We start from the raw sequence: 24383 nt of genomic DNA, 5'->3' as shown, positions 1-24383 counted from the left end.
CCCGACCGATCGGGAGCTCATGCCCTCTCCGTCCCGCCGGCTGCTGGCCGCCGTCGTCGTCGTCAGCATTGCGGCCCTGCCGGTGCTGGCCGGCTGCGGGGTGACCTTCGTGGTCGGCAGCGCCAGCCCGGCCACCGGGCAGGTCGGCACGGTGCAGTCGCAGGACTTCCCGGTGATCGGGGCGACCGAGGACGAGATCGACCAGCTGGCCCGCAACGCCCTGGTCGACCTGAACGTCTTCTGGCAAAACCAGTTCCCGGACACTTTCGGCCAGGAGTTCACCCCGCTGCGCGGCGGCTACTACTCCGTCGATCCGGCCAACATCGACCCGACGCAGTACCCGGGCGGGCAGATCGGGTGCGGTGAGACGCCGGACGCGGTCGAGGACAACGCCTTCTACTGCCCGCCCAGCAACGAGTACCCCAACGGCGACGCCATCCAGTACGACCGGGCTTTCCTGCAGGACCTGGCCAACGAGTACGGGCGGTTCCTGCCGGCGCTGGTGATGGCGCACGAGTTCGGGCACGCCATCCAGGGGCGGGTCGGCTACCCGCTGCAGGCCTCGATCGCGATCGAGACGCAGGCCGACTGCTTCGCCGGCGCCTGGACGGCGTGGGTGGCCGACGGGAACGCCCCGCACACCACGATCCGGACGCCGGAGCTGGACGACGTGCTGCGCGGCTACCTGCTGCTGCGCGATCCGGTCGGCACCGACCTCAACGAGAGCGAGGCGCACGGCTCGCTGTTCGACCGGGTGTCGGCGTTCCAGCAGGGCTTCGACGACGGGCCGACGGCCTGCCGTGACGAGTTCGGTGCCGACCGGATCTACACCCAGCGCGAGTTCGACCCCGCGGACGCCGCCACCCAGGGCAACGCCAGCTACCCGGTGACGCAGCAGCTGGTGACGGAGTCACTGTCGACCTTCTGGAGTAGAACCTTCACCGCGCGCGGCGAGACCTTCGCCGCGCCGGACGTCGTCCCCTTCTCCGGCACGGCGCCGGACTGCGCCGGGCAGGGCAACGAGCAGGCCGATCTCGTCTTCTGCGCCAACAAGGACACCGTCGGCTACGACGAGACCGACCTGGTCCGACCGGTGTACGAGGAGCTGGGCGACTACGCGGTGCTGACCGCGGTGGCGATCCCGTACAGCCTGGCCGCGCGCGACCAGCTGGGGCTGTCCACCGACGATCAGGACGCCGCCCGGTCGGCGGTCTGCCTCACCGGGGCATTCACCCGGTCCGTGCTGAGCGGAGAGGTCAACGGCATCACGATCTCGCCGGGCGACGCCGACGAGAGCGTGCAGTTCCTGCTGGGCTACAGCGATGACCCCGACGTGCTCGGCGACGTCGGCCTCAGCGGTTTCCAGCTGGTCGACGTCTTCCGCAGTGGCGTGGTCGAGGGCGAGTCCTCCTGCGGCATCGGCTGACCAGGGAGAGCCAGGTCTCGGCTGCGCCGAGCGTCCCTCCGGTTCCGTCCGGGCGGTGCGGGATGCTCCGCATGCCGCACCGCCCGGACGGTCAGAAGAGCGCGAGAGTGAGCGCCCGCCGGGCGGCACCCACCCGGGGATCGTCGTCGCCGACGACGACGAAGAGCTCCACGAGGTGCTTGCGCGCCATGTCGCGGTCCTCCCCCGCGGTGCGCCGGACGACGTCGAGCAGCCGGTCGAAGGCCGCCTCGACGTTGCCGGTGCCGAGCAGGAAGTCCGCGGCGCAGGTCTGCGCGGCGACGTCGTCGGGCGCGGCGTCCGCGGCGGCCAGCGCGTCCGGGCCGGCCTCCTCGGCGCGGCGGAACAGCTGCACCTGGCGCAGCGCCAGGCCGGCCACCGGGTGGTCGGGCTCGGTGGCCAGCATCTCGGTGTAGGCAGCCTCGGCGGCGGCCAGGTCGCCCCGGTCCAGCGCGGCCTCGGCAGCATCCAGCCGGGGGTCCTCGGCGTCGGTGGCCTCGTCCTCGCCCTCGGCGCCGGGCACCGCTCCCCCGGTGGTCGCCGCGACCAGCTCGGTGACGAACTGGCGGGCCTGCTCCTCGGGGATGGCGCCGGTGAACTCCGCGACCAGCTGGCCCTGCCACACCGCCTTGACCGCCGGGATGCCCTGCACCTGCAGGCCCTGGGCCAGCGCGGGGTTGGCGTCCACGTCGACCTTGGCCAGCACCCAGGTGCCGCCGCCCTCGGTGGCCAGTCGCTCCAGCACCGGGGACAGCTGCTTGCACGGCCCGCACCACTCGGCCCACAGGTCCAGCACCACCGGCACCTGGAAGGAACGGTCGAGCACTTCGGACTGGAAGGTGGACTCGTCGACGTTGACCACGGCGCTGCCGGGCGCGCCCACCGGGGCGGCCGCCGTGGGCGGCGGTGCGGCCTGGGCACGGGCGGCCGCCTCCGAGCGCGCCTTCACGGCCGCGAGGTCGACCGCGCCGGCCAGCGAGGCCGCCATCCGGGCCTGCTGGGCAGCGGCTCGGGGGTCGGCGCGCGGGTCGGGTCGGGCGGGGCGGTTCGGCTGCATGACCGCAATCCTCCCACCGTCCCGGCGGCCCCGCCGCACCCCTCCTGAGCCGCCGTTCGATCCGACCCGAGTGGCGAGCTGTTGTGGTGTCCGGACCGGCCGAGGCCGCACCAGGTCGCCACCCGAGTCGAGGCGGCCGCCTGTGGACGGGAGAACCGGGCCGCGGCGCGGGTCGGTCGGCCAGGCTCCCGTCGTGCCCGTACCCGCCCGTCGCACCCCGGCGCGCTGTCCGGCCGGGTGTTCCGCGGCTCGGCCGCGGTGGCCGACGGAATGCTGACGGCGACCGAGCTGCGCGGTTCGACCTGGCGCCGGCTGTTCCGCGACGTCTACGCCTGCCCGGCCGTGTCGGTGGACCACCAGGTGCGCCCCCGGGCCGCTGCGGCGCTGCTGCTGCCCGGCGCCGTGGTGCCCGGCCGGAGGGCGGCGGTGCTCTGGAGCGTCGGCCCGGCCGGTCCGCACGACGACGTGGTCGACTCTGTCCTGGCCCAGCACTGGCCGACCGTATGCCCGAGAGCAGCCCCTCGCAGCTGCCCCGTCCTGGGAACGGCTCCTCCGAGTGTCAACCCCCGGGTTTGGTGGAGACCGGGTTCTCACGCTCCGGCGGTCGCCGGGGCGGGTTGCAGGGCCGCGTGGGCGGCTTCGTACTCGGCCGGTGGGACATGGCCGATCTCGCCGTGCAGCCGGAGGTGGTTGAACCAGTCGATGTACTCGACGTTGTTGATGCCGCGCCAGGGGCCTCGGTTGGCGGATCAGTTCGGCCTTGAACAGGCGCGTTCCGGCTCATCGGCGACGCGTTGGCCACCGCCCGGGCGGCCGGCGCGACGCCCGACGGGACGATCACGATGCGCGCCGACTCGGCGTTCTACAACCACAAGGTGGTCGCTGCGTCCGACGGGGGGCCCGCTTCTCGATCACCGCCCGGGTGGACCCTGCGGTCCGTCGCGCCATCGCGGCGATCGGCGAGGACGCGTGGACCCCGATCCGCTATCCGGGCGAGATCTGGAAGGAGGCCGAGCAGCGCTGGATCTCCGACGCCGAGGTCGCCGAAACCGAGTTCACCGCGTTCACCTTCCGCCGCAGGGCCGAGCACGTGACCGCCCGGCTGATCGTCCGGCGGGTCAAACGGCTGAACCCCGCGTCGGTGCCGCCCGGGCAGACCGCACTGTTCGGGGAGTACCGGCATCACGCCGTCTTCACCGACTCACCCCTGTCGATGCCGGCCGCCGCGGCCGCCCACCGCGACCACGCCATCGTCGAGCAGGTCATCGCCGAGCTCAGGGCAGGGCCGCTGGCCCACCTGCCCTCGGGAAAGTTCACCGCGAACGCCGCCTGGCTGGTCTGCGCGGCCATCGCGTTTCAACCTCACCCGCGCCGCCGGTGCCCTGGCCGGGGCGTTCCACGCCAAGGCCCGAACGGCGACGATCCGCGCGCAGCTCATCGCCGTCCCGGCCTGGATCGCCTCCTCCGCCCGACAACTACGCCTGTACCTGCCGCAGAACTGGCCCTGGCAGACCGGCGACGAGCAGCTGTCCACCGCCGCCCTCGGCCCACCGGGCGCGGTCGCGGCCTGACCACCCAGCCCAGCACCGAGCGCAAGGAACGACCGACGTGGAGAAGCCGGACAGACCGGCGACTACCGCACGCCCACCGCCGGGAACCATTCCACCGATCAGGATCACGTCACTGAGAATGCCGATCGGCGGATCGACGCTCAGGCGGGGAACTTGTTCTCGACGGCGGAGGCCCCTCCGTCGAACGCTTGCTGGAGCCGGATGATCGCCACGGTGATGTCGGCGATGAACCGGTTGTACATGAACAGCACCCCGGTCAGGCCGGCGATGTCCGTCGGGCTCATCGACTCCTCGAGGTCGCGGCGAGAGACCCCGCCGACCCCGGTCAGGCCGGCGACCTCCTCGCGGGCGATCTCGCGGATCCGGCGGGTGGTCTCCTCGTACTCGGAGGTGAGTGCGACGGGCCGCAGGACGTCCTCGACCGCGACCCGGAGAAGGTCGGGCCACGCCGCGAGCACCCGGTAGTCACTCGCGGGACCGTGGTGCAGCAGGACGTCGCGCGCCTCGCGCAGCAGCTCCTGCACCTCCTTCGGGGCGGCGTCGGGGTCGACCAGGTGGAACGGCTCGACACCGTCCGGGAGACCGTAAGGCAGCGGCGCTGCGGCGGAACTCGTCAGTGGATGGTTGGGGTCGCCAGCAGCCCGCTCGTGCCAGGCCTCGTTCCACGCCGTAATCAGTATGAGGTACTTCGGGTTGCCGTAGTTCAAGGCGTCCAGCGCCAGTTGGACGCCCGCGATGTCCTCCTCGCTCCAGCCCTGCTCGCGCAGCCGCGGACGCGGGTCGGGTGGAGGTGGCCCGTCGAGGATGGACGCCCGGCGGATCCGGTCGGCGGCGTCCTCCGCGTACTGGGTCGCGACGAGGGGCTTGAGTGCGCCCCATGCCTGCGGCACGTAGGACCCGAACTGCGCCATGACGCGGATCGCGAAGGCCACCCACGGCACCCGGAGGGTGTCGCGGATGTCGGCGTAGAGCTCGGCGATCTCTCCCGAGGCCGTCTCCTGGTCGAGCTGGGGGAACATGGCTGCTGTCGAGCGAGCGGGCATCGCGAACCTCTCTCCGATGGGCGGGGCGACGGTGGTCGTCGGGCCGTCAGGTGGTGGCGTCTTGAGCGCTCGTCCGGACCCGGTAGGTCTCCCGGGCGACGAAGACGGAGACCAGGGTGATCGCGGCGAACACCATAATGTAGGTGGCGACCGGCCAGGCGGCGTTGTCGTAGGCGGCCAGCAGTGCCGCAGCGGCGAGCGGCGTGAACCCGCCTACGATGGCGCCGGTGACCTGGTAGCCGAACGCGGCGCCGCTGTAGCGCACCCGTGCGGGGAACAGCTCAGAGAAGAACGCGGCCTGGGGCGCGTACATGGCGGAGTGGAACACCGCGAGCGCGAGCACCGCGGCCAGCCAGACCAGCACCGGCTGCTCGGAGTCGACGAGCAGGAAGAACGGATAGGCAAACACGAACGCCCCGGCCGTGCCGAACAGGTAGATGGGCCGGCGGCCGAAGACGTCGGAGAGCCGGGCGAAGACCGGGATCGTGACCAGCTCCAGGGCGGCCGCGATCAGGATGCCCGTGAGCACCGTGCTCCGGGAAAGGTCGGTCGTCAAGGACGCATAGGTGATGATGAAGACCGCCCCGACGTAGAACTGCACGGTCTCCCCCACCCGCGCTCCGGCGGCGATGAGGATCCCCTTGGGGTGCTCCTTGATGGCGTCGAGCAGCGGCAGCTTCGCCTGGCTCCCGCTCTTCATGATCGACTCGAAGTCAGGCGACTCGGCGACCTTGAGCCGGACGACCAGCCCCACGATCACCAGCAGGGCGCTCAGCAAGAAGGGGACCCGCCAGCCCCAGGAGAGGAACTGCTCGTCCGGGAGGGTCGACACCAGTGCGAAGACGCCCGTGGCCATCAGCAGCCCGGCCGGCACACCCATCTGTGGTGCACTGCCGTAGAGCCCACGACGTCCCTCCGGCGAGTGCTCCACCGCCATCAGGACGGCGCCGCCCCACTCGCCGCCGACGGCGAAGCCCTGCGCGAGCCGCAGGACCACCAGGAGGACGGGCGCCAGCACGCCGATCTGGTCGGTGGTGGGGAGCACCCCGACCAGGAAGGTGCTGACCCCCATGATGAGCAAGGTGGCGACCAGCATCTTCTTCCGGCCGAGGCGGTCGCCGTAGTGGCCGCACACGACCGCGCCGACGGGACGCGCCACGAAGCCGACCCCGAATGTGGCCAGTGCGGCGAGGGTGCCCCCGACCTCACCGGCCGCACTGAAGAACAGCTGGCCCAAGACCAGGCTGGCAGCGGTGCCAAAGATGAAGAAGTCGTACCACTCGATCGTGGTCCCCGCGAAGCTGGCGAGAAGCACTCGTCGCACCGAGATTGGCGGGGCTGCTGGGATGGCGGTTGATGGTTCAGTCACTGGTCTCGTCCTCCTTGACGGGCGTCGTGGTTGAATCCTCGTCGGGGTCATCCGGTCGCCTCTCGTGGGCGTCGGCCGTAGGTGGTCGGGCGTCGCTGTCGAGCGGGTCGCGGCGGCGGTGACGCCGGCCCTGCTGGACGGTGCGGTGCTCCTCGCCCTGCCAGAGCCGGCCGAACACCTCGGCCACCTCGTGGGCCGAGGCGTCCTGGGCGAGCAGCTGCTTGGCCGCTCGCACCGAGGGGCGTGGGAGGACGGCGACGGCGCGGGTGAGGCGCGTTGCTTCCTCGGCGGCGGAGTCCTCGGCGACCACGTCGACCAAGCCGATCTCGCGAGCCCGGTGGGCGTCTAGGCGGTTGTCGACGAGCAACACCTGCAGTACGCCGTTTCGTCCGAACAGCTCGCGCATCCTGCCCAGGCCGCCCCAGGGCGGGACCAGGCCCATGCCCACCTCGGGGCGCAGGAGGCGGCTGCTGGCGTCGGCCACGCGGAGGTCGCAGGCTAGGGCAATCTCATGACCACCGCCGACCGCGTGCCCGTTGAGGGCCGCGACGGTCGCCGCCGGAAGCCGGGAGAACCGGTCCAAGACGCGTTGCATCCGGAGGCTGAGCTCACGGGCGCCGTCGGCCGGGTCGAGCGACGGGTGCTCGTCGAGGTCCCCACCGGCGCGGAAGAACCGACTGATCGCGGAGATGACTCGACCTCCGAGCGCTTCCACCCACTCGCCGTCGATCAGCATCGAGGTGGGACCCGTCATCTCGACCTCGTACGTGGGGGCGGCTGCTGCCGTCATGAGGGCCCCCTCGGTACGTTCAGCGATACGCAGTATCGAACTACGGAACGCGCGTGGCGTCCGACCGTGTCATCTGTCCCTGTTAATGTCAACGGGTGAGTTCCGCGGCCACAGCACTGCGCGCTCTGGAACTCATCGCCAGTCACCAGCCGCTCGGGGTCAGCGAGTTGGCGCGGCGGCTGGAGATCCCCAAGCCCACCGCCCAGCGTGCGCTGAGGACCCTGGCCGACGCCGACTGGATCCAGCGGTCCGAGAGCCAATCCGGACGGTGGGTGCTGACGACGAAGCCGCTGCGGATCGCGAACGGCATCGGCCGCGAGTTCGGCCTGCGGGAAGCGGCCCTGGGGCCGATGACGCGGCTGGCGGAGCGTACGACGGAGTCAGTCCACCTCGCGTTGCTCGACCGGCTCGACGTCGTGACAATCGACGACATTGAGTCCACGCAGGTCGTGCGCATCCACTGGCCGATCGGCAGCCGGTCGCCTGCCTACGCGAGCGCCAACGGCAAGGCGATCCTCGCGACGCTGCCGCGGGACCGAGTTCGCCAGCACCTGCCTGACAAGCTGCGCGCGCTAACCTCCGAGACAATCACCACCATGAAGGACTTCGATGCCGAGCTGGACCGAGTGGTCGAGCGCGGGTATGCCGTGCAACGCGGCGAGCAGCGCGCGGACGTCGCGTCGATCGCCGCCGTGGTCGGTCGGCCGGGCCAGCCGGTCGCGTCGCTCAGTCTCTTCATGCCCGCCCATCGCTTCCCCGAGGCGGAGGAAGCGCACTTCGGGGCCATGGTGCGGAGCGCGAGCGAGCAGGTCACGGCGGCCCTGACGGTCAACTCCCGTGGGGTGGTGCACGAGGTGTGATCCCTCGTCGTTCGCGGGGCCGAGGACGGGAGTCGGCGGTCGGCGTTCCGCACGTCCGGCAAGCCCAAGACTTACGGCCTGACCTGCCGCAGGCATGATCGGGATGTCACCCGCGCCGGCACCCCGGTGCTGGCGTGGTCCTGGCCGGGCAACACCGCCGACTCCGCCCTGATCCGCCAGGCCGAGGCCGATCTGCCCCGGATTCGCCGGTAGTCCCGGCCCGACAGGGCCAGGGCGAGCAGCGCGGCCCACAGCCAGGCGGTGTTCACGCCCGGGTCGGCCGAGGGCAGGTGGATCAGGGCGGAGCGTGCTTGAGCGTGCTTGGCGTCGCGGAAACGGCCCTCGATGTCGGTGCGACCGCGATACCAGGCCTCGATGCCTACGGCCTGGGCGGGAGTGTCGGTGGGCAGGTTGGTGGCGATGACGGAGTAGCCGTAGACCGCGTCGAGTTCACCATCCAGCGCCAAGGTGAGTTGCTCTTGGGGGATGGTGCGCCGCCGGCCGGCCCGCGGATCGGCCGACAGATCGGCCGCGGCATGCCGGACCCGGCGCACCACACAGACGGCGCCTGAGGTGGTCGGTGGTGGTGTCGGCCATCGCGCCGGGGAGAGCGAGGACCGTCATCCCGGGGCGGTGAGTCCGCCGAGCTGCTCTGAACCGAGCAACCGACCCGGGGACGGCGGACGCCGGTGACGACGCCGGGGGTTACGGCAGTCGCCCTCGTCGGCATCGGCGGACTGGAGGAGGCCGTAGTCGCCCTCGACCGGTTCGTTGGCAGCGGCGTGGCCGACCTTCGTCGACGTCCGGGCGACCGCGGCGGTGACCACGGGGCCGGGTAGCGGCAGGCACGCACGGCGGCACTCGCCGACGGGCTGGCGGGCACACCGCAGGAAACGCGACTGCGGTCGCTGCTACACCGCTCGCCGCTGCTGCCACCGCCGGTCGCCCAGTTCACCATCCGCCACGGCCGTGTGTGTGGCCCGGGTCGACTTCGCCTGGCCGGAGCACCGGCTGGCCGTCGCGTACGACGGACTGTGGCACGGCGAGCCCGGCCAATTCGCCGCCGATCGGGAGCGCCTCAACCGGTTGCTGGCCGCCGGCTGGCGCGTGCTCTTCGTGACCGCGGCCGACCTGCGCACGCCGGACCGGCTCATCGCCCGGATCGCCGCGGAGCTGACGCGCTGACGCGAGTGGCGAGCTGGTGTGGTCTCCCGACAGTCGGTGGCCACACCACCTCGCCACTCGCAACCGAGGGCGTCCCGAGACTTCAGGCCGGCGGAGCGGGGCGCAGCGGCGGAGCATGCCGGACGCCGAACACCTCGCGCAACGCCACCTGGGCCGCGTTGTCGCCGCACTGCCCGTGCACCGCCGGACCGGGTGGGGTCGCCGCCGAGGCCAGATAGGTGCCGAGGACCGGCGTCTTGTAGGTGTTCCAGCGCGGGACCGGCCGGGCGAGCATCTGGCGCAGCGACGGCTCGCCGTTGGAGATGTCGCCGCCGACGTCGTTGGGGTTCCAGTGCTCCATCTGCCCGGCGTGCATGGTGTGCCGCGCCAGGATGGTGTCCCGGAAACCCGGGGCGAACCGCTCGACCTGCGCCTCGATCACGTCGGTCATGTCCACCGTCGACCCGTGCGGTACGTGGACGTAGGCCCAGAAGACGTGCCCAGCTTTGGGCGCGCGCGACGGGTCGACCACCGTCGGCTGGACGGCGAGCACGTAGGGCCGGTCCGACAGCCGGCCGTGGGCCGGCGCCGCCTCCCCCGCGATCGTCTCCTCCATCGTCCCGGCCACGTGCACGGTGCCTGCCCGGCGGACGTCGGGGTTGGTCCACGGCACCGGCTCGGACAGGGCCCAGTCGATCTTGAAGACCCCGGGGCCGTGCGTGTAGCGCTGCACCCAGCGGCGGTACCCAGGGTTCAACCGGTTGCCCGCCATCGCCACGAACGCGCCCGGCGAGGTGTCCAGCAGCACCGCCGGGACGCCGTCGAACTCGCGCAGGTCGGTGACCTCGTGCCCGGTCACCACCTCCCCGCCCTGCTGCTCCAGCGCGGCGACCATGGCGTCGGCCAGCACCTGCGAGCCGCCCTCGATCAGCGGCCAGCCGTGGTGGTGGGAGAGCATCCCCAGGAACATCCCGAGCGCCGCGGTCAGCGGGCGGGTGAGGTCGAGCATCCCGTGCGCGGCGGCGCCGGCGATCAGGGCCTTGGCTGCGTCGTCGTCGAAGTAGCGGCGGGCCAGCCAGCCCACGCTGGGCAGCCCCTGCAGCCCGAAGCCGGCGATGCCGAGCAGGCCGTGCGGCGGCGGCAGCCGGCGGAAGGCCGAGGTGAGGAAGAAGTCGGTGATCTCGTCGGCGTGGCGCAGCAGCGGGCCGAACAACCGGCGGTAGGCGGCCGCGTCCGCGCCCAGCCCCGCCGCAGTCTGCTCCAGCGAGTCGAAGGACAACGCCGCCCGGCCGCCGTCCAGCGGGTGGGCGAAGTTGATGTCCGGCTGGAGCAGCCGGACACCCCGGGAGGCCAGGTCGAACTCTCGGAAGAACGGCGCCGCCGCGGCCATCGGGTGCACCGTGGAGCAGATGTCGTGCCGGTAGCCCGGCAGCGTCACCTCCTCGGTGCGCAGCCCGCCACCGGCCCGGTCGCCGCGCTCCACCACCCGCACCGACAGGCCGGCCGCGGCCAGGCGCAGCGCGGCCGCCAGACCGTTCGGTCCGGCTCCGACGACGACAGCGTCCGGGGTCCCCTTCACCAACTCATCCTCTCCCGCGCACCACCCGGACGGCGCGGTGAGGGGTCAGCCGGTCAGAGCCGGGCGACCAGTTCGTCGGCCGCACGGTAGGGGTCGGTCTGCCCCGCGACCACCTGTTCGGCCAGGGTGCCCAGAGCGGCCGACCCGTGCACGTCGCCGAGCCAGGACCGCAGGCCGGCCAGCGCGATGGCCTCGATCTCCCGGGCGGCGCGCGCGACCCGCCGGCGCCGCCCCTCGCCGGAGGCGGCCAGCCAGGCGGAGTGCTCCGCGATGCGGTCCATGACGTCGGGCACGCCGTTGTCGGTTTCCCGCGAGGCGACCGTGGAGACGATGGGCGGCCGCCAGGCGCCGTCCGCGGCCCGTCCGCCGAGGGTCAACATCGAGCGCAGGTCGCGGACGGTCTGCGCGGCGCCCCCCCGGTCGGCCTTGTTCACCACGAAGACGTCGGCGATCTCCAGGATCCCGGCCTTGGCCGCCTGGACGCCGTCGCCCGTCCCCGGTGCGAGGAGCACCAACGTGGTGTCGGCCAGGGACGCCACCTCGAGCTCGGACTGCCCGACGCCGACCGTCTCCACCAGGACGACGTCACAGCCGGCGGCGTCCAACACGCGCAGCGCCTGGGGAGTCGCCCAGGCCAGACCGCCCAGGTGACCGCGGGAGGCCATCGAACGGATGAACACCCCCGGGTCGCCCGCGTGGTCGCTCATCCGCACTCGGTCACCGAGCAGCGCTCCGCCGGAGAACGGGGACGACGGGTCGACGGCGAGCACGCCGACCCGCTTGCCGGCGCCCCGGTAGGCCCGCACCAGCGCGGTGGTCGTGGTGGACTTACCGACCCCGGGCGGGCCGGTCAGGCCGAGCACCTGAGCCCGACCGGTGTGCGGAGTCAGGGCGGCGGCGACCTCGCGGAGCAGCGGGCTGGTGTCCTCGACCAGCGAGATCAGCCGGGCCACCGAGCGGGCGTCGCCGTCCCGGGCCCGGTCGACCAGCGTCGGGACGTCGGCAGCACGCCGCCCCCGCCGCCCCGGAGGGACGGCGGGGGCGGGACCCTGGACTGCTGTGCTCTCCGGGAACCCAGTCACGCCCGCGCGGGCACGTGTAGCACCAGGGCGTCGCCCTGCCCACCGCCGCCGCACAGGGCGGCCGCGCCGACACCGCCGCCGCGGCGGCCGAGCTCGAGGGCCAGGTGCAGCACGATCCGGGCACCGCTCATCCCCACCGGGTGGCCCAGCGCGATCGCCCCACCGTTGACGTTGACCTTCTCCGGGTCGATGCCGAGCTCGCGGGTGGAGACGATGCCGACGGCGGCGAAGGCTTCGTTCAGCTCGACGAGATCCAGGGACGCCGGGTCGATCCCCTCGCGGGCGCAGGCCTTGGCGACCGCCCGGGACGGCTGCTGCTGCAGCGTCGCGTCGGGCCCGGCCACGACACCGTGCGCGCCGATCTCCGCCAGCGGGGTCAGGCCAAGCTCTGCGGCCTTGGCCGCGGACATGACGACGACGGCGCAGGCCCCGTCGGAGATCTGCGAGGCCGAGGCCGCGGTGATGGTGCCGTCCTTGGCGAACGCCGGCTTCAGCTTGGCCAGGCTCTCGACCGTGGTGTCGGCGCGGATCCCCTCGTCCTCGCGCAACTCGATCGGGTCGCCCTTGCGCTGCGGGATCAGCACGGGGGTGATCTCGTCGTCGAACAGGCCGTTCTTCTGCGCCGCGGCCGCCTTCTGGTGGCTGCCGGCGGCGAAGGCGTCCTGCTCCTCGCGGGTCAGCCCGTACCGAGAGTTGGCCTCCTCGGTCAGCGCGCCCATGGCGACCTGGTCGAAGGTGTCGGTCAGCCCGTCCTGGGCCATCGAGTCGACGAGCGTCGTGTCGCCGTACTTGGTGCCGGTGCGGGAGTTGGTGAGCAGGTGCGGGGCCTGCGTCATCGACTCCATGCCACCGGCCACGACGACGTCGAACTCGCCGGCCCGGATCAGCTGGTCGGCCAACGCGATGGCGTCGATGCCGGACAGGCAGACCTTATTGAGGGTGAACGAGGGCACGGTCATCGGGATGCCACCGGCGACCGCGGCCGGACGGGCCGGGTTCTGGCCGGCGCCGGCCTGGATGACGTGGCCCATGATCACGTAGTCGACCTGGTCGCCGGAAATACCGGCACGCTCCAGGGCCGCCTTGATCGCGAACCCGCCGAGGTCGGCGGCGGAGAAGTCCTTCAGCGAGCCGAGCAGGCGCCCCATAGGGGTGCGTGCGCCGCTGACGATGACCGATCGGGGCTGTGCGGGCTGGCTCATGGGAGGCCTCCAGTGGCTCCGGCCGCCGCCGTTGGCGGCCGCTTCGCGTGACAGCGCGCAGGCACCGGCGGCGCCTCGGGCTGCCCTCAGGATAGGACGAGGACCGCCGGCCCGAAGCCCTGGTGACCGACGTCACGGGGTCGAACCGCCTGGGACGCCCGACCGAATACATGGCGCACGACCGGGTAGGACATCACCAATAATCAACCCCGCACTGGAGGAATCCATGCCCCAACTGACCGTCGGCACGGAGAACGGCCACCCCGTCGAGTTGCACTACACCGACCAGGGCACCGGCAGCCCCGTCGTCCTCATCCACGGCTGGCCGCTGTCCGGCCGCTCCTGGGAGGCCCAGGTCCCCGCGCTCGTCGAGGCCGGCCACCGGGTCATCACCTACGACCGGCGGGGCTTCGGCCAGAGCAGCCAACCGTGGGCCGGCTACGACTACGACACCTTCGCCGCCGACCTCGATGCCCTGCTCACCCAGCTGGACCTCACCGGGGTGACCCTCGTGGGCTTCTCCATGGGCGGCGGTGAAGTGGTCCGCTACATCGGCACGTACGGCACCACCCGGATCGCCAAGGCGGTGCTCGCCTCCGCCGTCCCGCCCTACCTCTACAAGAGCGAGGACAACCCGGACGGCGGCCTGGACGACGCCACCATCGCGCAGTTCGAGACCGGCGTGGCCACCGACCGGCCGGCGTTCCTGGACGGCTTCACCGCTGACTTCTTCAACGCCGGCGGCAAGGGTCTGCTGGACTCGAAGTCCGGCGCGGTCAGCGAGCCCATGCGCCAGTACGCGCTGCGGCTGGCCGAGGTGGCCTCCCCCAAGGGCACGCTGGACTGCATCGCGGCCTTCGGCCGGACCGACTTCCGCGGCGACGTGGCGAAGGTGACCGTGCCGACGCTGGTGGTCCACGGCGACTCCGACGCCGTCGTGCCTTTCGAGGTCAGCGGCAAGCGCTCCCACGAACTGATCGCCGGCAGCGAGCTCGTCGTCATCGAGGGCGGGCCGCACGGCATCAACACCAGCCACCCGGAGCAGTTCAACCGGGCGCTGCTGGAGTTCCTGGCGCGCTGAGCCGCACCCGCACGCCGCCCGGAGCCCACCTTACCCATGGGAAGGCGGGCTCCGCTGCGTGAAGCCGATCACATCCCGCTGTGCGTCGCCCCGGGTGGCGGCAGGATGCCGACCGTGACCACCGACGCGCACACCGGCCTGCCCGCGGACCTGTTCACCACCATCGACCACGTGGGCATCGCGGTGCCCGACCTCCGGGAGGCGATCGCCTTCTACGAACTCGTCTTCGGCATCACCTCGGTGCACGAGGAGGTCAACGACGAGCAGGGCGTCCACGAGGCGATGCTCGCCGTCGGCGACGGGCAGACGCGCATCCAGCTGCTCGCCCCGCTGACCCCCGAGTCGGCGATCGCGAAGTTCATCGGCCGCTCCGGACCCGGGCTGCAGCAGCTGGCCCTCCGGGTGACCGACGTCGAGGCGGTCAGCGCGACTTTGCGCGAGCGCGGCCTGCGGCTGCTCTACGACGCCCCGCGGCGCGGGACGGCCGGCAGCCGGGTCAACTTCGTCCACCCGAAGGACGCCGGCGGGGTGCTCGTCGAGCTGGTCGAACCGGCGTCGTCCGACACCGTCGCGCATTGATCCCTACCCACCAGTAACGTTCGCGCTGCCGCACCTGCACCCTCCGAGCCAACGACGACCCGGGAGCCCGCATGGACGAGATCAAGGACGCCATCCTCGCCGACCACCTCGATGCCGTGGGCGGCCTGGCCGTCCCGGAGTCCTATCGCGCGGTGCTGGTGCGCAAGGACGAGCAGGACATGTTCGAGGGCCTGGCCACCAAGGACAAGGACCCACGCACGTCCCTGCACGTCGAGGAGGTGCCCACCCCCGAGCTCGGCCCGGGCGAGGCGATCGTGGCCGTGATGGCCTCCTCGGTGAACTACAACACCGTCTGGACGTCGATCTTCGAGCCGGTGTCGACCTTCGGCTTCCTGGCCCGCTACGGCAAGGTCTCCGATCTGACCAGAAAGCATGACCTGCCCTACCACGTGGTCGGCTCCGACCTGTCCGGCGTCGTGCTCCGGGTGGGCCCCGGGGTGAACAAGTGGAAGCCCGGCGACGAGGTCGTGGCGCACTGCCTGTCGGTGGAGCTCGAGGACCCGGCCGGCCACGACGACACGATGATGGACCCGCAGCAGCGGATCTGGGGCTTCGAGACCAACTTCGGTGGCCTGGCCGAGCTCGCCCTGGTCAAGAGCAACCAGCTCATGCCCAAGCCCGCCCACCTCACGTGGGAGGAGGCCGCGGTGCCGGGGCTGGTGAACTCCACCGCCTACCGGCAGCTGGTCAGCCACAACGGCGCGAACATGAAGCAGGGCGACGTCGTCCTGATCTGGGGGGCCTCGGGCGGGCTGGGCTCCTACGCCACCCAGATGGCGCTCAACGGCGGCGCGATCCCGGTGTGCGTGGTCAGCAGCCCGGAGAAGGCCGACATCGTGCGCTCGATGGGCGCGCAGCTGGTCATCGACCGCTCGGCCGAGGGCTACCAGTTCTGGAAGGACGAGCACACCCAGGACCCCAAGGAGTGGCAGCGCCTGGGCGCCAAGATCCGCGAGCTGACCGGCGGCGACGACTCCGACATCGTCTTCGAGCACCCCGGCCGGGAGACCTTCGGCGCCAGTGTCTACGTCGCCCGCCGCGGCGGCACGATCGTCACCTGCGCCTCGACCAGCGGCTACCTGCACCAGTACGACAACCGCTACCTCTGGATGAACCTCAAGCGGATCATCGGCTCCCACTTCGCCAACTACCGCGAGGCCTGGGAGGCCAACCGGCTCATCGACCGAGGGCTCATCCACCCCACCCTCTCCAAGACCTACGCGATGAACGACGTCGGCCAGGCGGCCTGCGACGTCCACCGCAACCTGCACCAGGGCAAGGTCGGCGTGCTGACCCTCGCCCCCGAGGAGGGGCTGGGCGTGAAGGACGTCGCCAAGCGGGAGCGCCACCTGACCGCGATCAACCGCTTCCGCGACATCTGAACGAGGACCCCCCTGCCCCCTCCGCTCGCAAGCTCGCGGCGGGACCCTGCAGGGGGGCCTCATCCCCGAGCCCTTCGCGGGCTCGAGGACGCCAAGGACGGGCCGGCTGGAGATCTCCTGGGAGAGGCGCTCCACCGATCCCCCGGCACCTCGACGTCTGCGAGGATGGACACCATGAGCGACCCCCGCGACGACCTGCTCGCCCCCCGGGACGCCGGGTACGACTTCGCCACGGTGCGCCGGGGCGGCTACGACCCCCGCCAGGTTGACGGGACGATCGAGACGATCGAGGCGGAGATGCGGGTCGCCGTGGCCGAGCGGGATGCCGCCACGGCCCGCGCCAGCGACCAGGCCGCCCAGCTCCAGGCGCTGCAGAGCGACAACGAGGCGCTGCGCCGCCGCGCTGCCACCGCCGGTGCCCCCACGTTCGAGAACATGGGCGAGCGCATCTCCAACATGCTCCGGCTGGCCGAGGAGGAGGCCGGGGAGATCCGCCGGGTCGCCGGGGAGCAGGCCGCCGCGCTCCGGCAGGCCGTAGCCGCCGAGGCCGAGGGCGTCCGCGAGCGGGTCGCCGGCGAGGAGCGCGCCCTCGGCGAGCGCCAGGCCGCCAGCCGGGCCGAGGCCGAGCGGGTCGTCACCGAGGCGCGCCAGCACGCCGAGCAGGTGTCGGCCAAGGCGCAGGCCCGCGCCGACGAGCTGGTGCAGAAGGCACAGGAGCGCGTCGCGAAACTCGACGCCGACTCCCAGGCCCGGCGGGCCAAGGTCGAGGAGGACTTCGAACTCGCCCAGCGCGCGCGCCGGACGGAGACCGCGCGGGTGGAGGCCGAGCGCGAGCAGGCCTCGATCGCGGCGGCCCAGCAGCGCGTCGCCGCGGCCGAGGAGCACGCCCGCCGGATGGTCGCCGAGGCAGAGGCGTCTGCGATGGGCATCCGGGCCGCCCGTGACGACCTGACCCGGCGCCTGGCCGAGGTCCGGCAGCTGCTGTCCGAGTTCCCCGACCTCTCCGACCAGCCGGCACCGGCGCGGGCACCGCAGCAGGCAGCGCCCCAGCAGCAAGCGCCGCAGGCGGCTCCCCCGCAGCAGGCCGCACCGGCCGAGCAGACGCAGGTCGTGCGCCCGGTACCCACCCAGCAGCCGGCGGCGGAGGCCGCCGCGCCAACCGCGCCGCGTCCGGCCCCGGCCGCCACCGGCGCCACGGCGGCCGGCGTCGCTCCACCGGCACAGGCCACCCCCGAGGCCAGCCCGGCCCCGACCCAGGCCGCCGGACCGACGCAGCAACAGGGCCGCCCGAGCCCGCCGTCCCGCCCGCAGCCGGCGCCCCGGCAGACCCCTCCGGTCCCGGACTCCGATCCGGCGACCCGGACGATGCCCGCGGTCAACCCCCAGGCAGCGACCACCGGCCAGCCGGCGACCACGGAGCAGCCGGTCGCGCCGGCCGGCCAGCGCCCGGGACGGCGCTGACCGCAGTCTGAGCCCCGCCGGCCTCCCGGTGGCCGCTGGGCGGCGACCGTGCCAGGGTCGGACGTCACCACCCCCGGTACCGGCCCGGGGCCATGCCGCACCGCGAGGACTGACCGAGCGCTGGACGCCGCAGCCGCTCGGTGTGCCGGGGGGAGCCGCGCCGTGCCTGACCCGAGGGCCGGGGTGACCGCCTCCACCGCTGGACCCGACCCTCTCCCGCCCGGCCTCCCGCAGTACACGCCCCGGCACGCCCAGCCGGAGCCCGAGCCCAAGCCGGACGCCCCCTCCGTCGCCGACCTGTCGCCGTCCGCTGGACCGCGACCCCGGCACCGTGCCGGCGGGAGCCGGCTGCCCCGGATCGGCGCTGACGCCCTCTGGCCGCTGGCCGCGGTCGTCGCCGTCGCGCTGGCCGGTGCACGCACCCTCGGGGGCCTGCCCCTGCCCGACGACGGCGCCCTGACCGACCCCGCCTTCCGGCTGCTGCGCGGGGGCACCGCCGTCTCGCTGCTCTCCCCGGACGGGCTCGCTGCGGTGCACACCGCCGTCTACGCGACGGTCACCCGCGCCTTCTCCCGGCATGACACCCTGACCGGGGCCGGCCGGGAGATGCTGCTGGTGCTTCTGGTCGTGTCGGCCCTGCTGGTCTGGCGGACCAGCCGGCGGCTGGGGTTGGGCGATCCGGCGGCAGCCGCCGCCGTGCTCGCCTTCGGCGCGGTGCCACTGCTGGTGCCCGCGCACGCCGTCAGCGCGCCGGCGGCATTCGCCGTCGACTGGGCGCTGCTGGCCTGCCGGCTGGCCCTCGCCCGGCGTTCCGCTCCGGCCACTTGGACCGTGGCCGCGATCGCCGTCCTGCTCGCCGTCCTGCTGGCCCCCGACGCCCTGCTGCTGCTCACCACCGGCCTGGCCGGCGCGGTGCTGACCGGGCGGGTGCGCCCCGGGTGGCCGGCGCCGCTCCGCGTCGGGGTTGCGGCCGTGTTGGCCGTGGCAGCCGTCGGCGTCCGGCTGCTGCTCCCCCGCTGAGACCCCGACGTCGAGGATCCCGCCCGCTGGTCCACCGGCGCGGCCGGCCTGATGGGCGTCAGTGCCGTGCTGCTGGGAGTCGGCCTGCTGGCGCTGTGGGCGCTGCCCGCGCTGCGCGGCCCCGCGGTCGCCCTGGTGGCGACGACGCTGCTCGCGGTCGCACCGCCGTCCGGCCGGCTGCCGGCCCTCCTGCTGTGCCTGCCGCTGGCGGCCGTGCTGCTCGGCGCGCTGCTGGAGCGCGCCGCCCGCTCCCTCGTCGGCACCCGGCGCGGCCCGGCCCGGGCCCTCCGGCTGGTCGCCGCCGGAGCGGTAGCCGCGTCGGTCGTCGCCGCCGGCGTGGGTCTGGCGACGGCCGACCGCAGCGACTTCGGGGCCGCGGCCCGCGACGACCTGCTCACCTGGGCCGGAGCGCAGCTGTCCCAGGACGGCCGGCTGTCCGTCGGCGAGAAGACCTCCGCGGAGCTGCTGCACGCCGGGGCGGACCCGCAGGCGGTGACCGCCGGCGCCGACGTGCCCGTGCCGGCCACCGGACCGAGTCCCGTCGTGCTGCGCGTCGTGTCCGGCAACCCGTCCCGGCACGGCGCCCCCGTCGCCCGGTTCGACGCCGCGGACGGCCTGCCCGCGCTCACCGTCATCACCCCCCGGCCGGTTCCGCCCACCGCCGAGGAGCTTGAGCGCCGCCAGGTGCTCGGGCAGGCCCTCGCGGCCAACCCGGAGACCGTGGCCGACGAGCAGGTCACCGACCGGTTGGCCCGCGGGGACCTCGACCCGCGTCTGCTGTCCCTGCTCGCCGGTATTGGAGCGCAGTCCGGCATCGGGCTGGCCGGCCTCCCCGCCGTGCCGGCCGAGCACGACTGGACGCTGGTCCGGCAGGCGGTGATCGAGAGCGTGGGCGGCGTCCGGCTGGACGCCGACGCGGCGCAGACCGACCGCGTGCGGGCCCTGCTGCGGGCCCAGCGTCCGCCATACACTCCGGATGTCGTCCGCCGCGTGCCCGGGGGGCTGCTCGTCGGCTACGGCTATGTGCCCGACCCCGACGCGGTCCTCACCCGGGCGGGCGTCGGATGACGCCACGCCGGGCCCGGGATGCGCCGCCGGCCGGCATGAGGTACAGCTGGTCCTGTCACCGTCCGACCCCGCAGTGCAACACCGGCACCCCGTGCCGGGCACGTCGCTCGTCTCGAGCGCATCTGGAGGCACCCCTCATGGCCCGGTTCACCCGAGCGGCCCTGCTCGCCCTGCTCGTCGCCGGACTCACCGTGCTGGGAGCACCGGCCGCCGGCGCCATCCCGGCGCCGGGCACCGCGCTCGTCCGGATGATGCACCTGTCGCCCGACACCCCCTCCGTCGATGCCTACATCGCCTCGGTGTCGGACCCGGACGTGAAGGTGGTGCTGAAGGCGGTCTCCTACGGGGACGTCTCGGGCTACCAGACCGTGCCGGCCGGCACCTACACCGTCAGCGCACGGGCGGCGGGCGCCGACCCGGAGAGCCCGCCGGTCCTCGGCGTCACCGTCACGCTCGACGCGGGCACCGCGACGACGATCGCGGGGGTCGGTTACTTCGCCGAACTCGGCTTCGCCGTGCTGACCGACGACCTCACCCTGCCGCCGGCTGGCCAAGCCCGCGCCCGGGTGATCAACGCGGCCTCCGCCGGGTCGCCTCTCGACCTGTCCCTCGGCGACGCGAGCACGCTGGCCCGCGGCCTGGACTTCGCCAAGAACACCGAGTACGTCGACGTCCCCGGCGGGCCGGGCACCCTGTCGGTCGCCACCTCCGGGCCTGATGCCGACCTGCCGGTCGACCTGGGCGCCGGCTCGGTCTACACGGTGCTGGTGCTCAACGGCAACGGCGGCGGGGTCACCGTGCAGACGGCGCTGGACGCCGCCAGCCCGGGCGTCGTCCCGGCCGGTGGCGTGGAGACCGGTGCCGGCGGCACCGCAGCGGACGGGGCCAACCCCCTGCCGCTGGTCGCGCTGGCCGCCCTGGCGGTGGCGGCGCTCCTGGTCACCGCCTTGCCCCGGCTCTCCCGGCGCCGCCGCGACCCGCGGCACGCCGCCTCCTGACCCTGGTCACCGGGGGTCGGCATCGCCGCCACAGCCTGGTGCTGTCCCGGCTGCGGTGGGCAGCGACCGTCGTGGCATTGGGAGCCGGGGCGCTGGCGCTGCTGTTGTCACCGGACGGGCCGGCCGCCCCAACGGCCGAACCGGTCGCCAGCACGATCGTGGCGCCGCCGGCGCCGGTGCTGTCCGGACCGGCGCCGGCGCCGGCCGCCGCGACGCCGCAGCAGGTGCGCATCCCCGCCATCGGCGTGGACAGCAGCCTGGCCTCGCTGGGGGTCGATGCGGCCGGTGCACTCGTCCCGCCCGCCGACTTCGCCCAGGCCGGCTGGTACAGCGCCGGCACGGTGCCCGGGGACGTGGGGCCGGCGGTGATCGCCGGGCACGTCGACGACTACACCGGTCCGGCGGTCTTCTACCGGCTGGAGGAGCTCACCGTCGGGGACGCCGTCCAGGTCATCCGCAGCGACGGCCGGACGGTGGACTTCCGGGTCACCCGGGTCGCCCAGTATCCCAAGGACGACTTCGCCACCGACGAGGTCTACGGGCCCACGACCGGACCCGAACTGCGCCTAATCACCTGCGGTGGCACGTTCGACACCAGTCGCCGCAGCTACCGGGACAACGTCGTCGTCTACGCCCGCTCGGTGAGCTGATATACCGGCCCCGCCGCAGGGGCCCGCCGCGAGCCTGCGAGCGGTGGGGGGCAGCGGGGTCCTTCCTCAGCGGCGCCGGTCGCGGTTGCGCCAGCACGCGGTGTGCCAGTGGCGCCGCCAGTCCGCGGCCGACTCGGTGTCCCACGGGTCGAGGTCGGAGTCGCGGGCGTAGGCCGGCCAGCTGACCACGTGCGGGGTGCGCGGCGGAATCTCCTGGTCGCAACCCGGGCAGCGGTAGGTCTTGTCACTGCCCGCCCCGCTGATCGCCCGGACCGCCCAGTCACCGTCGGCCGCCTCCTCCACCGGCTGCCGGGGAGCGACCGGACCACGGCCCGGCTGTGCATCACGGGCAAGGCCGGGCCTGCGGCGGGGACTGCCTCGACGGGGCACGGATCAGCGGTCCGGCATCAGCTGACGGCGGTCAGCGGGCGGTGTGGTCGCGGAACCCGCGTCCGGCCTTGCGGCCCAGGTAGCCGGCGGTCACCAGGTGCTCGAGCAGCGGGGCGGGGGCGAACCCGGGCTCGCGGAACTCGGTGTACAGCTCCCGCTCGATGGCCAGCGACACGTCCAGCCCGACGACGTCCAGCAGCTCGAAGGGGCCCATCGGGTAGCCGCAGCCGACCTTCATGGCCGCGTCGATGTCGTCGGCGGTGGCGTAGTGCGCCTCCAGCATCTTGACCGCGTCGTTGAGGTAGGGGAACAGCAGCGCGTTGACGATGAAACCGGCCCGGTCGGTGCAGGAGACGGCGTGCTTGTCCAGCTGCGCGCAGACGGCGTGTGCCGTGGCGGCGACGTCGGGCTCGGTGGCGATGGTGGAGACCACCTCGACGAGCTTCATCACCGGGGCGGGGTTGAAGAAGTGCAGGCCGATGACGTCACCGGGGCGTTCACTGGCCTTGGCGCACTCGATCACCGGCAGGCTGGAGGTGGTGGTCGCGAGCACTGCGCCGGGCTTGGCGATCTCCCCGAGCGCGGCGAACAGCGCCCGCTTCACACCCAGCTGCTCCACGACGGCCTCGATGACCAGGTCGACGTCGGCCAGGTCGTCGAGCTCGGCGGTACCGGTGACCCGGCCGAGGACGGCGTCCCGCTCGTCCTCCGTCAGCCGGCCGCGGACCACCTGCTTGTCCAGCGACCTGGTCAGCGCCGTCCGGACCGCCTCCACCTTGTCGACCGTGCGGGCGACGAAGGTGACCGGGAAGCCGCTCTTGGCGACGACCTCGACGATGCCGGTGGCCATGGTGCCCGAGCCGACGACGCCCACGGTGCGCACCGGGCGCGCGCCGTCGGCGGCACTGCCGGCCGCCGGGGTCGCCGCGTCGGTCACCACCTCGGCGGAGTCGCGGCCGGCGTAGGTGTAGAAGCCGCGACCGGTCTTCCGGCCGAGCAGCCCGGCGGTCATCATCTGCTTGATGACCGGGCTGGGCGCGTGCAGCCGGTTGCGTGACTGCTGGTACATCGTCACGAGGATCTCGTAGGCGGTGTCGATGCCGATGAGGTCCATCAGCGCGAGCGGGCCCATCGGCAGGCCGCAGCCCAGCCGCATGGCCGCGTCGATGTCCTCGCGGCTGGCGTAGCGGTTCTCGTACATGGAGACCGCGTGGTTGAGGTAGCCGAACAGCAGCGCATTGGCGATGAACCCGGCCTTGTCGCCGATGGTCACGTCGACCTTGCCCAGCCGGGCGGCGAGCGCCTCGACATCATCGACCACCGAGGGCTCGGTGACCACGGTGCGGACCACCTCGACCAGCTTCATCACCGGCGCGGGGTTGAAGAAGTGCATCCCGATGACCTTGCCCGGCCGGCCGGTGGTGACCGACAGCTCGGTGACCGACAGGCTCGAGGTGTTGGTGGCCAGGATGGTGTCCGGCGGGCAGATCCCGTCCAGCTTGGCGAACACCTGCGCCTTGAGCTCCATCCGCTCCGGGATGGCCTCGACGACCAGCTCGGCCCGGGCCAGGTCCTCCAGGCTGGTGGAGAAGTGGATCCGCTCGAGGATGGCGTCGCGCTCGGCCGGGTCCAGCTTCCCGCGGGACACGGCCTTGTCGGTCGACTGCTCGACGTGTTTGCGCCCGCGCAGCACCGCGGCCTCGGTGACGTCGACGGCGGTCACCGCCAGCCCCGCCCGGGACAGGACCTCGCAGATGCCGGCACCCATGGTGCCCAGCCCGACGACCCCGACCTCGCTCAGTTCCCTGGCCACGCCGCCAGTCTCCCATCCCCACCCGAATGGAGTGCCACGGGCGCGTTTCCGCGCTGTGGCACTCCACTACGGATCAGAACAGCCGGGCCGAGGGGTCGTCGGTTCCCTTGAGGACGGCGTAGTCGACCGTCACGCAGTCGATGCCCCGGTCGCCGGCCAGCACCCGCGCCTGGGGCTTGATCTCCTGGGCGGCGAACACGCCCTTCACCGGGGCCAGCAGCGGGTCGCGGTTGAGCAGCTCCAGGTACCGGGTGAGCTGCTCGACGCCGTCGATCTCCCCGCGCCGCTTGATCTCCACGGCCACCACCGCGCCGGAGGCGTCCCGGCAGAGCAGGTCCACCGGGCCGATGGCGGTCGGGTACTCCCGGCGGACGAGCGACCAGCCCGCGCCGAAGGTCTCCACGTGCAGCGCGAGCAGCCGCTGCAACTCGGCCTCCACGCCGTCCTTCTGCAGGCCCGGGTCGACCCCGAGCTCGTGCCGGTGGTCGTGCAGCACCGACTCGATGGTGATGACCAGCTGCTCGCCGGCCCTGTTGGTCACCGTCCACGTGCCCGCCCCGTCCGCGAGGTCCTCCCGCAGGGAGCACGGCGGGCTCATCCAGTTCAGCGGCTTGTAGGCCCGGTCGTCGGCGTGCACGGACACCGAGCCGTCGGCCTTGACCAGCAACAACCGGGTGGCGAGCGGGAGATGAGCGGTGAGCCGCCCGATGTAGTCCACGGAGCAGCGGGCGATGACCAGACGCACGGACGCCGACGCTA

Annotated in this window: 24 protein-coding genes; 12 read left to right on the top strand and 12 right to left on the bottom strand. The window is 73.1% G+C overall.

The annotated features are described in order from the left end of the window. Positions 1-19: 19 nt before the first annotated feature. Positions 20-1426, top strand: a complete 1407-nt coding sequence (locus BLW04_RS03635) for a neutral zinc metallopeptidase (protein WP_091537439.1) — start codon at positions 20-22, stop codon at positions 1424-1426. A 91-nt stretch (positions 1427-1517) separates the two neighbouring features. On the opposite strand, the gene BLW04_RS03630 is transcribed toward BLW04_RS03635, so the two are convergent. Both BLW04_RS03630 and BLW04_RS25680 read right to left on the bottom strand, forming a co-directional pair. Continuing rightward, the gene (locus BLW04_RS03630; RefSeq protein WP_091537438.1) at positions 1518-2501 is read right to left on the bottom strand and encodes a tetratricopeptide repeat protein; all 984 of its coding nucleotides are present in this window, start codon (positions 2499-2501) and stop codon (positions 1518-1520) included. Between the two features lie 590 nt (positions 2502-3091). After that, positions 3092-3205: a hypothetical protein gene (locus BLW04_RS25680; RefSeq protein ID WP_371327766.1), complete on the bottom strand. Its 114-nt coding sequence runs from the start codon at positions 3203-3205 to the stop codon at positions 3092-3094. 218 nt (positions 3206-3423) lie between these two features. Here BLW04_RS25680 and BLW04_RS25675 point away from each other — a divergent pair, with 218 nt between their 5' ends. Continuing rightward, complete coding sequence (locus BLW04_RS25675) at positions 3424-4188, top strand: hypothetical protein (protein ID WP_139306718.1); 765 nt, start codon at positions 3424-3426, stop codon at positions 4186-4188. 24 nt (positions 4189-4212) lie between these two features. Here BLW04_RS25675 and BLW04_RS03625 read toward each other — a convergent pair whose 3' ends face one another. From BLW04_RS03625 to BLW04_RS03615, 3 genes are read right to left on the bottom strand one after another with little or no spacing between them, the layout of a single operon-like run. After that, positions 4213-5115, bottom strand: a complete 903-nt coding sequence (locus BLW04_RS03625; RefSeq protein WP_091537437.1) for a halocarboxylic acid dehydrogenase DehI family protein — start codon at positions 5113-5115, stop codon at positions 4213-4215. A 46-nt stretch (positions 5116-5161) separates the two neighbouring features. Then, a complete protein-coding gene (locus tag BLW04_RS03620) occupies positions 5162-6430 on the bottom strand; it encodes an MFS transporter (RefSeq protein ID WP_217630824.1) in 1269 nt (422 codons plus the stop codon). A 46-nt stretch (positions 6431-6476) separates the two neighbouring features. Continuing rightward, positions 6477-7274, bottom strand: a complete 798-nt coding sequence (locus tag BLW04_RS03615) for an enoyl-CoA hydratase/isomerase family protein (protein WP_091537435.1) — start codon at positions 7272-7274, stop codon at positions 6477-6479. A 95-nt stretch (positions 7275-7369) separates the two neighbouring features. Here BLW04_RS03615 and BLW04_RS03610 point away from each other — a divergent pair, with 95 nt between their 5' ends. Next, the gene (locus BLW04_RS03610) at positions 7370-8134 is read left to right on the top strand and encodes an IclR family transcriptional regulator (protein WP_091537434.1); all 765 of its coding nucleotides are present in this window, start codon (positions 7370-7372) and stop codon (positions 8132-8134) included. A gap of 71 nt (positions 8135-8205) precedes the next feature. On the opposite strand, the gene BLW04_RS03605 is transcribed toward BLW04_RS03610, so the two are convergent. Next, positions 8206-8688 carry a hypothetical protein gene (locus tag BLW04_RS03605; protein WP_139306717.1) on the bottom strand — a complete coding sequence of 161 codons (483 nt, stop codon included), beginning with the start codon at positions 8686-8688 and terminating at the stop codon, positions 8206-8208. Positions 8689-9109: 421 nt separating this feature from the next. On the opposite strand from BLW04_RS03605, the gene BLW04_RS03595 reads away from it, so the two are divergent. Next, the gene (locus tag BLW04_RS03595) at positions 9110-9319 is read left to right on the top strand and encodes an endonuclease domain-containing protein (protein WP_091537431.1); all 210 of its coding nucleotides are present in this window, start codon (positions 9110-9112) and stop codon (positions 9317-9319) included. Positions 9320-9401: 82 nt separating this feature from the next. Here BLW04_RS03595 and BLW04_RS03590 read toward each other — a convergent pair whose 3' ends face one another. From BLW04_RS03590 to BLW04_RS03580, 3 genes are read right to left on the bottom strand one after another with little or no spacing between them, the layout of a single operon-like run. Next, positions 9402-10877 carry a phytoene desaturase family protein gene (locus tag BLW04_RS03590; RefSeq protein ID WP_091537430.1) on the bottom strand — a complete coding sequence of 492 codons (1476 nt, stop codon included), beginning with the start codon at positions 10875-10877 and terminating at the stop codon, positions 9402-9404. 53 nt (positions 10878-10930) lie between these two features. After that, positions 10931-11959 (bottom strand): methylmalonyl Co-A mutase-associated GTPase MeaB, encoded by a 1029-nt coding sequence (gene meaB, locus BLW04_RS03585; RefSeq protein ID WP_091537429.1) that lies wholly within the window; start codon positions 11957-11959, stop codon positions 10931-10933. Next, positions 11956-13161, bottom strand: coding sequence for an acetyl-CoA C-acetyltransferase (locus BLW04_RS03580; protein ID WP_091537428.1), 1206 nt, complete (start codon positions 13159-13161; stop codon positions 11956-11958). The genes meaB and BLW04_RS03580 overlap by 4 nt, the downstream gene beginning before the upstream one ends. A gap of 226 nt (positions 13162-13387) precedes the next feature. Here BLW04_RS03580 and BLW04_RS03575 point away from each other — a divergent pair, with 226 nt between their 5' ends. The 8 genes from BLW04_RS03575 to BLW04_RS03540 all read left to right on the top strand — a co-directional run bounded on the left by BLW04_RS03575 (position 13388) and on the right by BLW04_RS03540 (position 21421). Continuing rightward, positions 13388-14242 carry an alpha/beta fold hydrolase gene (locus BLW04_RS03575; protein ID WP_091537427.1) on the top strand — a complete coding sequence of 285 codons (855 nt, stop codon included), beginning with the start codon at positions 13388-13390 and terminating at the stop codon, positions 14240-14242. Positions 14243-14356: 114 nt separating this feature from the next. Next, entirely contained in the window at positions 14357-14821 is a 465-nt protein-coding gene (gene mce / locus BLW04_RS03570; RefSeq protein WP_217630823.1) for a methylmalonyl-CoA epimerase, read from the top strand. Between the two features lie 71 nt (positions 14822-14892). Beyond that, positions 14893-16224, top strand: coding sequence for a crotonyl-CoA carboxylase/reductase (gene ccrA, locus BLW04_RS03565; protein WP_091537425.1), 1332 nt, complete (start codon positions 14893-14895; stop codon positions 16222-16224). Positions 16225-16398: 174 nt separating this feature from the next. Then, a complete protein-coding gene (locus tag BLW04_RS03560; RefSeq protein WP_139306716.1) occupies positions 16399-17685 on the top strand; it encodes a coiled-coil domain-containing protein in 1287 nt (428 codons plus the stop codon). A gap of 162 nt (positions 17686-17847) precedes the next feature. Next, positions 17848-18705 (top strand): hypothetical protein, encoded by an 858-nt coding sequence (locus BLW04_RS03555; RefSeq protein ID WP_139306715.1) that lies wholly within the window; start codon positions 17848-17850, stop codon positions 18703-18705. Between the two features lie 66 nt (positions 18706-18771). Then, a complete protein-coding gene (locus tag BLW04_RS03550; protein ID WP_139306714.1) occupies positions 18772-19773 on the top strand; it encodes a hypothetical protein in 1002 nt (333 codons plus the stop codon). A 137-nt stretch (positions 19774-19910) separates the two neighbouring features. Continuing rightward, complete coding sequence (locus BLW04_RS03545) at positions 19911-20771, top strand: DUF4397 domain-containing protein (protein ID WP_175483891.1); 861 nt, start codon at positions 19911-19913, stop codon at positions 20769-20771. A gap of 71 nt (positions 20772-20842) precedes the next feature. Next, the gene (locus BLW04_RS03540; RefSeq protein ID WP_091537533.1) at positions 20843-21421 is read left to right on the top strand and encodes a class F sortase; all 579 of its coding nucleotides are present in this window, start codon (positions 20843-20845) and stop codon (positions 21419-21421) included. Between the two features lie 66 nt (positions 21422-21487). Here BLW04_RS03540 and BLW04_RS03535 read toward each other — a convergent pair whose 3' ends face one another. The 3 genes from BLW04_RS03535 to nucS all read right to left on the bottom strand — a co-directional run bounded on the left by BLW04_RS03535 (position 21488) and on the right by nucS (position 24369). Then, a complete protein-coding gene (locus BLW04_RS03535; protein ID WP_217630822.1) occupies positions 21488-21724 on the bottom strand; it encodes a hypothetical protein in 237 nt (78 codons plus the stop codon). A gap of 118 nt (positions 21725-21842) precedes the next feature. Beyond that, on the bottom strand, positions 21843-23624 hold the full coding sequence (locus BLW04_RS03530) for a 3-hydroxyacyl-CoA dehydrogenase family protein (RefSeq protein ID WP_091537419.1): 1782 nt from the start codon (positions 23622-23624) through the stop codon (positions 21843-21845). Between the two features lie 73 nt (positions 23625-23697). Next, positions 23698-24369 (bottom strand): endonuclease NucS, encoded by a 672-nt coding sequence (gene nucS / locus BLW04_RS03525; protein WP_091537418.1) that lies wholly within the window; start codon positions 24367-24369, stop codon positions 23698-23700. Positions 24370-24383: the final 14 nt, after the last annotated feature.

The sequence above is a fragment of the Modestobacter sp. DSM 44400 genome, from assembly GCF_900107175.1.
Lineage (GTDB): Bacteria > Actinomycetota > Actinomycetes > Mycobacteriales > Geodermatophilaceae > Modestobacter.
The sequence above is the reverse complement of the archived record's forward strand: the minus strand, read 5'-3'. Positions and strand labels throughout refer to the sequence as shown.

Bases quoted from the DNA above. Each gene is read 5' to 3' on its own strand.
- BLW04_RS03630 (WP_091537438.1), bottom strand. From the start codon at position 2,501: ATGCAGCCGAACCGCCCCGCCCGACCCGACCCGCGCGCCGACCCCCGA.
- BLW04_RS03625 (WP_091537437.1), bottom strand. From the start codon at position 5,115: ATGCCCGCTCGCTCGACAGCAGCCATGTTCCCCCAGCTCGACCAGGAG.
- BLW04_RS03575 (WP_091537427.1), top strand. From the start codon at position 13,388: ATGCCCCAACTGACCGTCGGCACGGAGAACGGCCACCCCGTCGAGTTG.
- BLW04_RS03635 (WP_091537439.1), top strand. From the start codon at position 20: ATGCCCTCTCCGTCCCGCCGGCTGCTGGCCGCCGTCGTCGTCGTCAGC.
- BLW04_RS03545 (WP_175483891.1), top strand. From the start codon at position 19,911: ATGGCCCGGTTCACCCGAGCGGCCCTGCTCGCCCTGCTCGTCGCCGGA.
- ccrA (WP_091537425.1), top strand. From the start codon at position 14,893: ATGGACGAGATCAAGGACGCCATCCTCGCCGACCACCTCGATGCCGTG.
- BLW04_RS03615 (WP_091537435.1), bottom strand. From the start codon at position 7,274: ATGACGGCAGCAGCCGCCCCCACGTACGAGGTCGAGATGACGGGTCCC.
- BLW04_RS03560 (WP_139306716.1), top strand. From the start codon at position 16,399: ATGAGCGACCCCCGCGACGACCTGCTCGCCCCCCGGGACGCCGGGTAC.
- BLW04_RS03580 (WP_091537428.1), bottom strand. From the start codon at position 13,161: ATGAGCCAGCCCGCACAGCCCCGATCGGTCATCGTCAGCGGCGCACGC.